General features: G+C 63.8%; 11 protein-coding genes. 3 read left to right on the forward strand and 8 right to left on the reverse strand.

Translation table 11 applies throughout. The features are described from left to right. Positions 1 to 2: 2 nt before the first annotated feature. The 4 genes from EJ074_RS08795 to EJ074_RS08810 all read right to left on the reverse strand — a co-directional run bounded on the left by EJ074_RS08795 (position 3) and on the right by EJ074_RS08810 (position 4,908). Positions 3 to 515 carry a ubiquinone biosynthesis methyltransferase UbiE gene (locus EJ074_RS08795; protein ID WP_129554015.1) on the reverse strand — a complete coding sequence of 171 codons (513 nt, stop codon included), beginning with the start codon at positions 513 to 515 and terminating at the stop codon, positions 3 to 5. A 129-nt stretch (positions 516 to 644) separates the two neighbouring features. Beyond that, positions 645 to 2,294, reverse strand: coding sequence for an EAL domain-containing protein (locus EJ074_RS08800; RefSeq protein ID WP_245454811.1), 1,650 nt, complete (start codon positions 2,292 to 2,294; stop codon positions 645 to 647). 371 nt (positions 2,295 to 2,665) lie between these two features. Next, entirely contained in the window at positions 2,666 to 3,280 is a 615-nt protein-coding gene (locus tag EJ074_RS08805; RefSeq protein ID WP_129553039.1) for an RNA ligase family protein, read from the reverse strand. Positions 3,281 to 3,765: 485 nt separating this feature from the next. Further along, positions 3,766 to 4,908, reverse strand: a complete 1,143-nt coding sequence (locus EJ074_RS08810; protein ID WP_129553040.1) for a helix-turn-helix domain-containing protein — start codon at positions 4,906 to 4,908, stop codon at positions 3,766 to 3,768. A gap of 227 nt (positions 4,909 to 5,135) precedes the next feature. Between EJ074_RS08810 and EJ074_RS08815 the strand changes: the two genes are divergently transcribed. Next, the gene (locus EJ074_RS08815; RefSeq protein WP_129553041.1) at positions 5,136 to 5,438 is read left to right on the forward strand and encodes a hypothetical protein; all 303 of its coding nucleotides are present in this window, start codon (positions 5,136 to 5,138) and stop codon (positions 5,436 to 5,438) included. 137 nt (positions 5,439 to 5,575) lie between these two features. On the opposite strand, the gene smc is transcribed toward EJ074_RS08815, so the two are convergent. The 3 genes from smc to EJ074_RS08830 all read right to left on the reverse strand — a co-directional run bounded on the left by smc (position 5,576) and on the right by EJ074_RS08830 (position 10,594). After that, a complete protein-coding gene (gene smc / locus EJ074_RS08820; RefSeq protein WP_129553042.1) occupies positions 5,576 to 9,034 on the reverse strand; it encodes a chromosome segregation protein SMC in 3,459 nt (1,152 codons plus the stop codon). Positions 9,035 to 9,151: 117 nt separating this feature from the next. Further along, the gene (locus EJ074_RS08825) at positions 9,152 to 9,895 is read right to left on the reverse strand and encodes a DsbA family protein (RefSeq protein ID WP_129553043.1); all 744 of its coding nucleotides are present in this window, start codon (positions 9,893 to 9,895) and stop codon (positions 9,152 to 9,154) included. A gap of 198 nt (positions 9,896 to 10,093) precedes the next feature. Then, the gene (locus EJ074_RS08830; RefSeq protein WP_129553044.1) at positions 10,094 to 10,594 is read right to left on the reverse strand and encodes a DUF721 domain-containing protein; all 501 of its coding nucleotides are present in this window, start codon (positions 10,592 to 10,594) and stop codon (positions 10,094 to 10,096) included. Between the two features lie 32 nt (positions 10,595 to 10,626). Here EJ074_RS08830 and mutY point away from each other — a divergent pair, with 32 nt between their 5' ends. Together mutY and EJ074_RS08840 are read left to right on the forward strand one after the other, a co-directional pair. Next, positions 10,627 to 11,748: an A/G-specific adenine glycosylase gene (gene mutY, locus EJ074_RS08835; RefSeq protein ID WP_129553045.1), complete on the forward strand. Its 1,122-nt coding sequence runs from the start codon at positions 10,627 to 10,629 to the stop codon at positions 11,746 to 11,748. A gap of 10 nt (positions 11,749 to 11,758) precedes the next feature. Beyond that, the gene (locus tag EJ074_RS08840; protein ID WP_095805581.1) at positions 11,759 to 12,370 is read left to right on the forward strand and encodes an HAD family phosphatase; all 612 of its coding nucleotides are present in this window, start codon (positions 11,759 to 11,761) and stop codon (positions 12,368 to 12,370) included. A 151-nt stretch (positions 12,371 to 12,521) separates the two neighbouring features. Here EJ074_RS08840 and EJ074_RS08845 read toward each other — a convergent pair whose 3' ends face one another. Beyond that, on the reverse strand, positions 12,522 to 13,655 hold the full coding sequence (locus EJ074_RS08845; RefSeq protein ID WP_129553046.1) for a site-specific DNA-methyltransferase: 1,134 nt from the start codon (positions 13,653 to 13,655) through the stop codon (positions 12,522 to 12,524). Positions 13,656 to 13,804 lie beyond the last annotated feature (149 nt).

Raw genomic sequence — 13,804 nt, forward strand, 5'->3', positions numbered from 1 at the left:
TTTTACAGGCCCTCAAGCGGAAGATCGACGACTAGCTTGATGGCATCACCGTCGACCTCCTCCACACTGAGTGTCGCGTTGTAGTCGATGGCCAGTTCCAGGAGCACGACCTCCCGGTTGGGAGCGAGATCGCCAGACACGGAGTTGAGGTATCGCTCCCTGATCTCGGATCCCGCGACCTGCGCCACGGCTTCTTCATAGAACTGGCGCTCCTCCGGCACGCAAGGGAATGTCAGCTCGATCCTGTCCGTCGCGCCCTGGCGGGAGACCCTGCATGCCAGTTCGCCGTCGGCATGGCGCGTGCGAAAGGCGACTTCCAGCAATTCGTTGACGGCGGAGGAAAAGAGATTCGAGTGCCGAACCGAATCCGATCTGTTCTGGCTGATCATGCGGGCCATGTAGGTCGAGACATAGTCGCAGTGTTTCCAGGCGGAGACAAAGGCTCCCATCTCCATGTCGATCTGGATCATCGGATCAAAAGTCGGCTCGCCAGCCAGGTCATGAACGGGTCCCATCGACATTCTCACTTGTTCCATTAGAATTCGAGCCCTGGCGGGCGCCGCAAGTCCCGCCTCACTGGATGAGTGGCGCGGCACCTGCCCCGATCGTTTCTATGACTCTCGACTTCATCGGGGCGCCAAGCGCTAGCCCGCCCCGTTGGTCTCCTCCATCGCTCGTCCCATCCTCAGCGGGGACCGTTGGATGAATTCGCCGACCGCCTCCGCACCGAGCGGCCGTCCGAGGAAATGCCCCTGCAGGCAATCGCAGTTTTCCTTGATCAGCCATTTTGCCTGCGCCGAGTTCTCGACGCCCTCGGCGGTGACGCTTATTCCCAGGCCGTGCGCCAGATTTATGATCGACCGGACGATGGTTTGGCCTTTGCGATCGGTCTCCAGGTCAGCGATAAAGTACTTATCGATCTTCAATGTGTCGAACGGGAAGTTCTTAAGGTAGCTCAACGATGAGTAATACGTACCGAAATCATCGAGCGAGATGCGTATTCCCAACACGTTGAGCGTATTTAGTGTATCGATATTGTCGATCGTCTTCTCGAGGAGGACCGTTTCTGTTATCTCAAGCTCGAGCCGTTCGGCCCGAATTCCAACATCGTCAATGATCTGAGCAACGGTGTCCGTCAGCGAACCGCTAAGGAACTGAGCCGGCGACAGGTTCACCGCGACCGTCAGCGAGGCAGGCCAGGACAATGCCTGGCGGCAGGCTTCCTCGATCACCCAGCGTCCGATTTCGTCCATCAGGCCGTCGCCTTCGGCGATCGGTATGAACACGCTGGGAGGGATGATTCCGATCTCCGGGTGCCGCCAGCGCAGCAGCGCCTCGAAACCGACCACCGACGAGGGGGGCCGAATGAGCGGCTGGTACTCCAAATAGAGCTCTCCGCGCTCCAGCGCGGTTCGAAGGCTCCGCCTCAGATTCTCGCGCTGCTCGAGCAGGAGCAGCATCGAACGGTTGAAGGTCCGAGCGCAGCCGCGCCCATCCGTCTTGGCTGCGTAGAGGGCGATGTCGGCGGCCTTCATCAGCTGCTCGCCATCGGTCCCATGCTCCGGCGCGAATGCAATTCCGATGCTGGAGCCAACGAATACGGGAATGCCGTTGATGACGAAGGGCTGCTTGAAGGCATCGATCAGCGATCCGGCGAGGCGCTCAGCTTCGGCGGGCTGCTCCTTTCCCAATTGGATGACGGCGAACTCGTCGCCGGCATAGCGATAGGCGGATTCGCCTTCCTGCAGCGCGTCGCGAATTCGACCTGCCGCAAGCTGAAGCAGCGTGTCACCCGCTCCATGGCCGAGCGTATCGTTGACGGCCTTGAAATCGTCGAGGTCGATCTGCAGCAGCGCAGCCTTCGACTTCGGTCCGCCGATGGCCGACAGCGCCTGCTGCAGCCGCTCGCCGAATCGCCGCCGATTCTGCAGGCCGGTCAGCACATCGTGCGTCGCCTGATGGAGCAGGACCACATGCTCTTGTTCCTCGGCCGCGCTCCGCCCGCCCTGCTCCCTCGATTCGATGATTCCCACACCATTGGCGGTGCTGAAGACGAAGACCGAGCGGGGCGCCTCGCCCGATGATCGCGACAGGTCGATGTTGGCCGGAGGGCCGCCCTGGAACACTCGAAGAAATTCGTCGCGATGCCTGGCAAGCAGGAAGGCCGGATAGATCTCCCAGATGGCGGCGCCCACCGCCGCCACGCTGCCGTACACGCCTTTGAGCGTGGCAGCACAATGCGTCAGGCGGAAATCGCGGTCATAAAACGACACGAGATCGGCGGTGTTCGCCAAGAGGTCAGCCAGAAGCGCATCGTCGGCACGAGGAGCGCTCGAGGAAGGCCCTTCACTCTCCGTACCAACGCCTGATGCCTTTGGATGCAAGTGCCACCTCCGTAGGCGGTGCCAATGTGCGTCCCCCAGTTTAGGAATAGCATAACTATCTAGCTTGGCAAACTTTCAACTCGCATTGCTAACAAGCCGCGGGCCCGGCATAGTCGCGAGGAAAGCCTTGCAGTGATTGGCGTCAGCTTATCCACACGATGAACAGTCATTGTTCGTTAATAAATTGCAAATTTTCCGATAATTGGCGTCGTGCTCAAGGTGATTCGAAATATTGCGACCGATGGGCTGAGCGGCGTTGGCTGCCCGCCTGGATCGTGCAGTCAGCAGTTTGAAACCCGGTTTCGCGAATATTCGGCCTTCAGCCATGTTTTCGACGGTCCGCTGCTGTAGCGGCTGTCGGCCCGTTTCGAGATGACGCCACCCAGCCCTGTCTTCTCGATGGCGCGAAAGATCGCCAGAGCGTCACCCTCAAAATGCTCGCTGTATCGGATAGTGCCGACGCCAGGCTCGACCAGTTGCCGGAGCGCGTGCTTGCGCTGCAGGAGGGGCGAGGAGACAAGATCGCGACCGTCGAGATGGAGGATGTCGAAGGCGACGAACACCAGCCGGCTCGGCTCGTTCCAGATCGCGGCTTCCAGCGCAGGAGAATCGGGCGTACCCTGCTCGCCCGACACAACCATCTCGCCGTCGAGAATGGCCGCGCGGCATGGCAATTCGACCGCCAGCGCGATGGGCCAGTATTTTGCCGTCCAGTCACGGCCGTTCTTGCTGTAGAGACGCACGCCGCCTTTATCGATGATGATTTGCGTGCGGTAGCCGTCGAGTTTGGCCTCGTGAACCCATCCCTGATCCTCGGGAGGCTGTTCGACGAGAGTTGGCATCTGCGGCGGAATGAATTCCAACCGAACGCCGGCCATCTTGGCACGCCTATTCACTTACGCCACCGCCTTTGACGGAATGGTGCTGGCGCGGTCGGCACAGGCGACTCGATATTCCCCCAACTTGGAAGATCTGCCGCCTGTGCCGTGCCCCCACTAACCTATTCTGCGACGGAATGAACTCCAGCCGGCCGCCCCCCAGCCTTGGCACGCTTACGCAATACGCCACCCCTTTTGACGGATAGCGATGGCGCGATCGGCACAGGCTGGCTCGATATTCCCCCCAACTTGGAAACCTGCCGCCTGTGCCGGCCCCCGCTAAGTCATGAGGAACATCTACGAACACGCCGGCGTTGTCGTTAGCTGCGCATCCAAATACTTATCCGGGCGTACATATCTCGCGATCGGCGAGGCGGTTGCCCACCGGCTGATGCAGCCGGCCCGCGCAATGGGGGGATTGCGGCCTCACGGCCACAGGCGTTCCACACGGCATTTCATGGAGCATAAGCACCAGGCGATCTCAATCACCACGGGTCTCTGGCTCAGCTTCCGAGCGCCTTGAGCCAACCTTCAAACGAGGCGGCCTTCTTTTGTTCAGCAAGCGAAACAGGCTGGGCGGGGCGCGGCAGCACCACGCTGCTGCGGACCTCGCGGGGGCTGTAGCCAAATTCCTTGCTGAATGCCCGGCTGAAATTGGCAGCGGAACTGAACCCGACGGCTTCGGCGATAGCGACAATGCGCCGGCTGTCCGCCGGATCGCTGAGTGCGACATGAGCTGCCAAAAGCCGGCGACTTTGAATGTAGTGGAGGACGCCACCGCTCGGTTCGAACAACTGATAGAGACGGGAGCGTGAGACGCCGAGCGCCCGGCACATCGAATCCGGAGTGAGATGTGCCGCATCCAGATTTTGATGGACGTATCGACGCGCTCGCTCAATGAGCGCGACACTCGCCAACTGTTCGGCGGCCGCGGCATGCTCCGCGGGCGGCGCGAGGCAGGCAATGATCATGCTGCGCGTTGCGTGTACGATGCGGGGCAGATCTTCAGCCGTGAGACTGCGCAGTCTGGCTTCGATGCTGTTGATGTAGTCGGCCAGCAGGCTGGCAAGGTTGCCGGACAAAATCGAATTGTTCTTGGCGTCGAGGGTTGCCGCTGCATCGGCGAACAAATCGCGCGGCAAATAGACGAAGACACCTTCGGAATCCGTTGTCCTGCCTCGAAACGGGTAGCCAAGCGACCTGATTTCCAATTTGCCCGGCTGGCTTTCCGCGACCCGGCGATCGACCTCCGTCCATGACCGGCCAGCATGCGGCAAGGCGACATACCAATGATCGATCGAGCTGGAGCGAAGCTTCGCGGCAGAACGGACATAGCTGTGTGCGGGGGCGCGCTGCTGAACGATCAGCATGCCGCCGAGGTTCCAGGCCGTGTGCTCCGCAGGAAAGCCAGCCTCCGGCGATCTGCCATCCGGCAGCCTGATTTCGACAAGTGGCGCCATATGCGCCTGCCAGGCGGGGAATTGATCCTCCGGCGTCAGTTCGAGTGTTGAAAAATGCAGAGGCTCGAGTGCCGGCGCGATTGACGGGGCTGCCTCGTTGTGAGGTTGCGCTTCGCGCGGCCAACGACGTCGATCACGACCCGGCCCCTGCTTCGCAAGCGCCTCGTCTTGCTTCTTAGCGTCCATCGCGTGGTGCCATATCCGAATCGATATGCCCCTGCCCTCTCAATCATGTGATGTATCTGGGTAGTCTGGCAAGACTTCAAACCTGGAGCTGACCGAGGCGGGGATCACGCGGGATGACAGTAAGAAATGCATGCCGGGATAAGTTTCTGGATGCGGCGCTAACGACACTGTTGACCCGACGCGTATAGATTCATGCATCGTGAAAGGGCAGTCGAGGAGACCACAACATGAACGCGAAGCTTACAGGAGAAGCTCGTCGCAAGATAATTCTTGATGGATACGTTAATAACGAACCCTTGAAAGATATTGCGGCCAAGCTCGGATGTTCACTTGCCAGTTTGAAGGTTAGTGCCAGCAAGCTCGGTTGCACGCGAACACCGAAGGAGGCGGCGGCTTTTCGGCGCGGTTTCCATGTACCGGAACACAAGCGACAAGATTACTACCAGCTGATGATCGCTGGTCAGTATAGAGCACGAGAGTGCGCGCAGATTCTTGGTCTTTTGACCGTGAAGCCAGCAGGCAACAAGTAAGTTAACCACACGACATTATCGGCACTTCTGACCCGAGGGCCAGCCGGCCTCAGCTCGCCTCGCGCATCGGCCAGCAGGCAACAAGTAAGTTAACCACACGACATTATCGGCACTTCTGACCCGAGGGCCAGCCGGCCTCAGCTCGCCTCGCGCATCGCTTCGGCCGCCTGCAGGTCGACGGAGACCAGCTGGCTGACGCCCTGCTCGGCCATGGTGACGCCGAACAGCCGGTCCATGCGCGCCATGGTGATCGGATTGTGGGTGATGATGACGAAGCGCGTCTCGGTGGTCTTGGCCATCTCATCCATCAGGTTGCAGAAGCGCTCGACATTGTGATCGTCGAGCGGCGCGTCGACCTCGTCGAGCACGCAGATCGGCGCCGGATTGGTCAGGAACACGGCGAAGATCAGCGACATGGCAGTGAGCGCCTGCTCGCCGCCGGAGAGCAGCGTCATCGTCTGCGGCTTCTTGCCGGGCGGCCGGGCGAGGATTTCGAGGCCGGCCTCGAGAGGATCCTCGGACTCGATCAGCTGAAGCTCGGCGGTGCCGCCGCCGAACAGATGTGAGAACAGCCGCTGGAAATGGCCGTTGACCACCTCGAAGGCCGACAGCAGGCGTTCGCGGCCCTCGCGGTTGAGGCTCTGGATCGCTTGCCGGAGCTTGCGGATCGCCTCGATGATGTCCTCGCGCTCGGAGACGATCGTCTCCAGCCGGTCGGAGAGTTCCTTCTGCTCCTCCTCGGCACGCAGATTGACGGCGCCCAGCCTTTCGCGCTCGATCTTCAGCCGGTCGAGCTGGCGCTCCACCTCGGCCATGTCCGGCATCGGATCGTCGGCTTCCAGCCCGGTGTGCTTGATGACCAGGTGCGGCGGCGTATTCAGCGCTTCCTGGATGCGGGCCTCGACCTCGGCGCGCCGCTCGTCTGCCGCGGTCAACCGCTCCTCGGCGCGGACGCGCGTTTCGCGCGCTTCGGCAAGCGACTGGATGGCGGCGGTCGCCGCCTTGTCGAGCTCGGCCTGCTTGTTCTCCGCCTCCTGCAGGCGGTCGCCGGCCGCCTGGCGCAGCGTTTCGGCCTCCGACAGCTGCGACAGCAGCGCGCGGCGTTTGGCGTCGATCTCGTCAGGGGCGTCGGCCAGCCTCTCGCGCTCGGCTTCGCCTTCCGCCTTGCGCTCGCCAAGGGCGGCTATCTGCGTGGAGGCATTCTCGGCGCGCTCCAGCCAGTTCTTGCGCTCGGTGCCGATGGCGTCGAGCCGGCGCATGCGCGCCTCTGCCTCGCGCCGCAGGCCTTCATGCACAGCGCGCGCATCGGCAAGCGTGGCACGGTCGCGTGAGACATTGGCGGACGCCTGTTCGAGCTGCAGTTGCAGGTCGCCAAGGTCGGGCGCGTCCTGGAGCAGCGTCTCGGCTTCGAGGAAGGCGGCTTGCGTTTCCTCATGGCTGTCGACGATGCGGGCGCGCGCCTCGTCGAGCGCGGCGCGCCGGCTCGCCAGCTCGCCGCCGGCCTTCTCGGCTTCGGCCAGCGCATTGCGCGCGGCGTCCAGCCCGTGCTGGGCATCGCGGCCGGCCTGGCGCGCATTGCGCTCGGCCTCGCTCGCCTGGCGCATCGCCTGCTCGGCCCGGGCCAGCGCTTCCTCGGCCTCGCGCAGCACGCGGGTCGCCTGGACGGCCTCGGCATCGAGCTCGGCAAGACGGTTCTTCTGCGCCAGCCGCTGTGCGGCGGCGGTCGGGGCATCGGCGCTCGCGGTCAGACCGTCCCAGCGCCAAAGCGCGCCGTCGCGGCTGACCAGCCGCTGCCCAGGTGCAAGCAGCGCCTGAAGGCGGCGACCATCGGCCACCTCGACAATGCCGATCTGCGCCAGGCGGCGGGCAAGCTGCGCGGGCGCGCGCACCACACTGGCCAGGCTCTTTACGCCTTCGGGCAGTGCCGCATCGCCGGGCTGAACCGCGCTCTCGCCCCAGTGGACCGGGGCGCTGCGGTCGAGCGGCACGTCGAGATCCTCGCCGAGCGCCGCGCCAAGAGCGGTCTCGTAGCCCCGCTCGACGCTGATCTGTTCCAGCACCGAGGGGAAGAGATCACCGCTCGCCGCATTGAGTATCTTCGCCAGCGTGCGCGCTTCCGTTTCGATGCGCGCAAGCTCGGCCCTGGCATCCTGCAGCGGCGGACGCGCGGCCGTTTCGGCGGCGCGCGCCTCGGCGACCGCTTGCTCGGCGGCGATGGCGCCGGCCTCGCTTTCTTCGAGCCGGGCGAGCGCATCCTCGACCAGAAGCTGCTTCTCGGCCGGATCGGGCAGGCCGGAAATGCGCGCGACGATGTCGGAAAGCTCGCGATCGACCTCGGCGAGCTGGCGCGCGAAACGGTCACGGCGCTCGGCGGTCTCGCGCAGCGTGCGCTCGATCTGGTGGCGCGAGGCAGCCGCCTCGGCGCGCTCGGCGGTCAGCGCGGCAAGCCTGGCCTCGCTCTGTGCAAGCGTCGCGCTAGCCTGCTCGAAGGCGGCGCGCGTGGTGGCCTCGCGCTCGGCCGCGCCTGCGTTCTCCGAATTGAGCTCGGCTTCCTCGGCGCGGAGGCGCTCCAGGATATCGGCATTGTCGCGCACCATCCGCTCCTCGCGGGCGATGTCGGCGTCGAGCTGCTGCAGCCGGCGTTCCAACTCCGCCTGGCGCGAGCGGATACGGCCGGCTTCTTCCTCGATCTGCGTCTTGGCGATCGACAGGCGCTGGAAGGCGGCGGCAGCGGCGGCCTCGGCGTCGCGCAGATCCGGCAACCGGTGCGCGGCGATGCCCTGCTCCCTGGCAGCTGCCATTTGCGCGGCGGCGCGGTCACCGACCAGCGTCGTTGCCGTGGCGAGTGCGGAACGCGCCTCGCCTTCCTGGGTCTTGGCCAACGTCCAGCGCAGGTGCAGCAGTATAGCCTCGGCCTTGCGGATATCGGCAGACAGGTTCTTGAAGCGGGACGCCTGGCGCGCCTGGCGTTTCAAGCTGTCGATCTGGCCTTCGAGCTCGCCGACGACGTCGTCCAGCCGCTCGAGGTTCTGCTCGGCGGCCTTCAGCCTGAGTTCGGCCTCGTGCCGGCGCGTGTGCAGGCCGGAAATGCCGGCGGCCTCCTCGAGCAGCGCGCGGCGGGCCTGAGGCTTGGCCTGGATAAGCTCGCCGATGCGGCCCTGGCCGACCATGGAGGGCGAGCGCGCGCCGGTCGACTGATCGGCGAACAAAAGCTGCACGTCCTTGGCACGCGCTTCCTTGCCGTTGATGCGGTAGAGCGAGCCAGCCTCGCGCTCGATGCGGCGCGACACCTGCAGTTCATCGGCATCGTTGAAGGCGGCGGGCGCCGTGCGGTCTGTGTTGTCGAGGAAAAGCGTGACCTCGGCGGTGTTGCGCGCGGGCCGCGCTCCGGAGCCGGAAAAGATCACGTCGTCCATGCCCGACGCGCGCATGTTCTTGTAGGAGCTTTCGCCCATCACCCAGCGCAGCGCCTCGACAAGGTTCGACTTGCCGCAGCCGTTCGGCCCGACGATGCCGGTCAGCCCGCGTTCGATGACGAACTCGCCGGGCTCGACGAACGACTTGAAACCGAGGAGGCGAAGGCGCGAAAACTTCATTCGCGCCACCCCATGAGGGTGTTCCGCAAAAGTGCTCCGCGGTTCTGCGACGAGATCCCGCGGCCAGACAAATGGGCCAGAACGCCGGGGCGCGAGCGCTTCGGCGCGGCCTGGACGTCAGAGCAGAGGGTCGATGATGGCCGACATTTCCTCAATCGACATCGCCCCTTTGTAGGTCTTTCCATTGATGAAGAAGGTCGGCGTCGAGTCGACCTTGAACTCGTCCGCTCCGCGTTTCTGGACTGCTCTCACATCGTCCAGAAGTTTCTGGTCCGTCAAGCAGGCCTCAAAGGACTCCTGTGTAAAACCGGCGAGCTTGGAAATCTGCAGCAGCGCTTCCTTGGTGTTGCTGACGCCAACCCAGCTGGGTTGCTGCTTGAACAGCACATCGACCATGGCGAAATAGTTGTCCTTGGCGCAGCGTGCCAGCATGAAGCCGGCCTCGGCGCTCGGATCGAACGGGAATTCGCGCAGGATGTAACGAGCCTTGCCGGTGTCGATGTACTTTGTCTTCAACTCGGGGAAGGTGGTCGCAGCGAAATGCGCGCAATGCGGGCAAGTCATCGACGCATATTCGACGATGGTGACCTTGGCGTCGTCCTTGCCGAGCTGCTTGTCGGGCAGCGCGCCGGGCTTGAGCAGTTCCGCCATGTCGACCGTGCCCTGCGCCTCCGGCACCTTGGCAGCCGCCGGCGTAGCCGGCTTGGCGGGTGCCGACGGATCGGCTGGCTTCGCATTGGCTGCCTTTGCCTCCTCGCCCGAGTCGCTGCATGCGGCAAGCAGCGCCACCGCCGGAACGGCGGCCAGCGTGGTCAGAAGGTTCCTGCGGGACAAGCTTTTGCCAGACGGGGCATTGTTCATGCGAATCACCTGATATCGGTTGGATTTTGCAATGCAAGGGCTAGAAAAGGCGAGAGTTGGCGCGAATTAAGGCATCGCCGTCCCCAATCCAATCGCCAAATTTTTCGGGCGCGATCACGAATACGCGATATTGAAGACAATTTTGCAGCCCGCCGCATGTCTTTTCCCGACAGCGCTGCCCATTTTCGGGAGACAGGCTCACGGTCTTTTTTGGCCCATGATCGTCGCTCCAAGCCGCTCCAGGGAAGCGCGCAAGCCATCGTCCTCGATCTTGCCTACGGTGCGCGCCAGCTTCGCCTTCTCGGCCTCGCTGAGCGGGCGCGGCGCCGGTTTCGGCCGGGCTTTTTGCGGCAGGACCGGCTTCTGCAGAATCCTGATGCGGCCGATCGCATTGAACCCCAGAAAGGCGTTGACGCGGTTGATGACCTCGCCGGCTTCATGCTGAAGATGGAGAGCGGCCATGCCTTCGCAGGCGATGATCAGCGTCGCCGGCTCGAAGGGGTCGTCCTCATGCAGGCGGCGCGGCCACTGGATTTTTTCCGGGCGCGAATGGGCGGCAAGTCGGGGGCCGGCGATCTCTTCCCAGGACTGCACCAGCCCGATCGAGATGCCGGCGCGCTTCTTCAGCACCGGATCGAGGATCTCGGTGGCGAGATCGCTCACCGGAACGGGATTGCCGAAGGGCCTTTTCCCTGCCATGTGCGTTTTCCAGTCCCTGACTTATCCGATCAATGGCACCGCAAGACCAGACCCGCAAGGCTACAAAATCAGCAGATGCCGGCATCGCCGCGCGCCTGCTTGCCTGGTACGACGCGCATCACCGCGACCTGCCCTGGCGCGTGACGCCCGGCGCCTTCGCGCGCGGAGCAAGGCCTGACCCTTATCGCGTCTGGCTGTCCGAGGTCATGCTGCAACAGACCACGGTCGAGGCGGTAAAAGCCTATTTTCGCACCTTCGTGGAGAAATGGCCCACCGTCGAGGCGCTGGCAGCGGCGCCGGCCGAGGACGTCATGAAGGCCTGGGCCGGGCTCGGCTACTATTCCCGGGCACGCAACCTGAAAGCCTGCGCCGACCTGCTGGCTCGGCAGGGCGGCCGCTTTCCCGATACCGAGACCGGCCTGAAGGAATTGCCGGGCATCGGCACCTATACGGCGGCAGCGATCGCGGCGATCGCCTTCGACCGGCCGGCAGCGGTCGTCGACGGCAATGTCGAGCGCGTCATCTCGCGGCTTTATTCGGTCGAGACGCCGCTAAGCGAGGCCAAACCGGAGATCCGCGCGCTCGTCGAGGACTTGGTGCCAGACAACCGGCCAGGGGACTTCGCCCAGGCGATGATGGATCTCGGCGCGACGATCTGCACACCGCGCCGGCCGCGCTGCATGCTGTGCCCGCTGCGCGAGGATTGCAGCGCCATTCTTTCAGGCGATCCGGAACGCTTCCCGGTCCGGCTGCCCAAGGACGACAGGCCGTTCAGGCGCGGTGCGGCCTTCGTCGCCGAGCGCGGCGACGGCGCCGTCCTGTTGCGCAAGCGGCCGGAGAAGGGCCTGCTCGGCGGCATGACGGAGGTGCCCACGACCGCCTGGACGGCACGCGCAGACGGCGCCACGACCACGGATGCAGCACCCTTTCCGGCCGACTGGCAGCGCGCCGGGCGCATCGCCCATGTCTTCACCCATTTCGCGCTCGAACTCGAAGTCTTCCATGCCCACATCAAAGGTGACGCACCGGACGGACATTTCTGGTCGCTGGCCCATGACATTTCCGGGGAAGCGCTGCCCACCGTCATGAAAAAGGTCATCGAGGCGGCCATACCGGGCGCGACCAAAAAGCGACGGCTGCACCACCCGCATTGAAAGGCAGGCAATGACTGAAATCCGCCACATCGTGTTCGACATCGGCAAGGTGCTGATCCATTACGATCCGGACCTGCCGTTCAGCCGGCTGATCCCCGATGCCGAGGAGCGCAAATGGTTCTTCGACAACGTCTGCACCAGCGCATGGAACATCGAGCAGGATCGCGGCCGGACCTGGGAAGATGCGGAAGCGTTGCTAATTGCCGAGCATCCCGACCACGCTGAAAACATCCGCAATTTCCGCCGCCACTGGCACGAGATGGTGCCGCATGCCTATGAAGACAGCGTCGCCATCATGATCGGACTGATCGAGAGCGGCCACGACGTGACCATGCTGACCAACTTCGCCGCCGACACGCTTGCCGAGGCACGCCAGCGCTTCGATTTCCTCAACCGACCGCGCGGCGTCACCGTCTCGGGCGAGATCGGCCTGATCAAGCCGGATCGCGGCATCTACGATCATCATGTCGCGGCGTTCGGGCTCGAACCGTCGGCGACGCTGTTCATCGACGACAGCCAGAAGAATGTCGACGGCGCCAGGGCCGCCGGCTGGCAGTCGGTGCTGTTCACCGATGCCGAAACGCTCAAGCAAGACCTCAAGCGGCTGGGAATCGCGGCGTGAGTTGAATCGCTTAAAGCGCGTCGCGCTGAAACGAATTCAGGCGACGCCTTTTTTTTTATGCATGTCGTTGTCTCAGAACCGCGCACACTTCTGAGCGACATGCATTGGGGCGATCGGCTGGGAAATCGATTCAGGTGCGGAATTGGCGGGATCAGCCCCCTGCCCGCTCCATGCCGAGGCGCGCGATGCGGCGCAACTCGTCGATCGGGGTCAGGCCGCCGCTGCGCTCGTAATGCCAGAAGGTCCAGCCATTGCAGGCGTCCAGACCCTGCACTTCTGCGCCGATCTTGTGGATCGAGCCGGCGCTGTCGCCGATGGCCAGAGTGCCGTCGGCGCGCACCTTGGCCGCCCAGCGCTTCTTGGCGTCGTAGAGCGTGGCGCCAGGCGCCACCAGGCCGGTATCGATCAGGCTGATGAAGGCGACGCGCGGCTCGGCGCGCTTGCCGGACAGCACGGTGAGGTCGGCGCCCTCCAGCGGGCGCACTGCCGCGATGCGCTGGTTGGCGGCGTCGATGTAAGCCTGCTCGCGCTCGATGCCGACGAAGTGGCGGCCGAGCCGCTTGGCGACGGCGCCCGTGGTGCCGGAGCCGAAGAAGGGATCGAGCACCACGTCGCCCGGCTTGGTCGAGGCCATCATTATGCGGGCAAGCAGCGCTTCCGGTTTCTGTGTCGGGTGCAGCTTGTTGCCGTTGTCGTCCTTCAGCCGCTCGCCACCGGTGCAGATCGGGAACAGCCAATCGGAGCGCATCTGCAGGTCGTCATTCGAGGCCTTGAGCGCTTCGTAATTGAAGGTGTAGCCCTTGGCCTTCTGGTCGCGCGATGCCCAGATCATCGTCTCATGCGCGTTCTGGAAGCGGCGGCCGCGGAAGTTCGGCATCGGGTTGGTCTTGCGCCAGACGACGTCGTTCAAGATCCAGAAGCCGAGATCCTGCATCCTGGCGCCGACACGGAAGATGTTGTGGTAGGAGCCGATGACCCAGATGGTGCCGTTGGGCTTCAGCACGCGGCGCGCCGCGAGCAGCCAGGCGCGGGTGAAAGCGTCATAGGCTTCAAAACTCTCAAACCGGTCCCAGTCGTCGTCGACCGCGTCGACCTTGGATTGGTCGGGCCGGTGCAGGTCGCCGTCGAGCTGCAGATTGTAGGGGGGGTCGGCGAAGACGATGTCGACCGATTTTTCCGGCAGGCGCTCGAGCGCGGCGACGCAGTCGCCCTTCAGGATCGTGTCCAGCCATTCGGACTGCTGGGGAGCATGGGAAAGCTCGTCGAGAAGACGCACGGCAGACATTTGACACCCAAGGTACGCGTTACTGGTTACTGCCCGTTATGGTTACCGATCAGCGTAAACATTCGGTGAAAGCCGCCGGCCCGCGGTCGCGGTTTGCGAAAACCGGTCCCATGGTGTATGTCGCGCCGCTTGGGCCAGTCAGGCCATGT

The sequence above is a fragment of the Mesorhizobium sp. M3A.F.Ca.ET.080.04.2.1 genome, from assembly GCF_003952525.1.
In the GTDB taxonomy this organism is placed as follows: Bacteria; Pseudomonadota; Alphaproteobacteria; order Rhizobiales; family Rhizobiaceae; genus Mesorhizobium.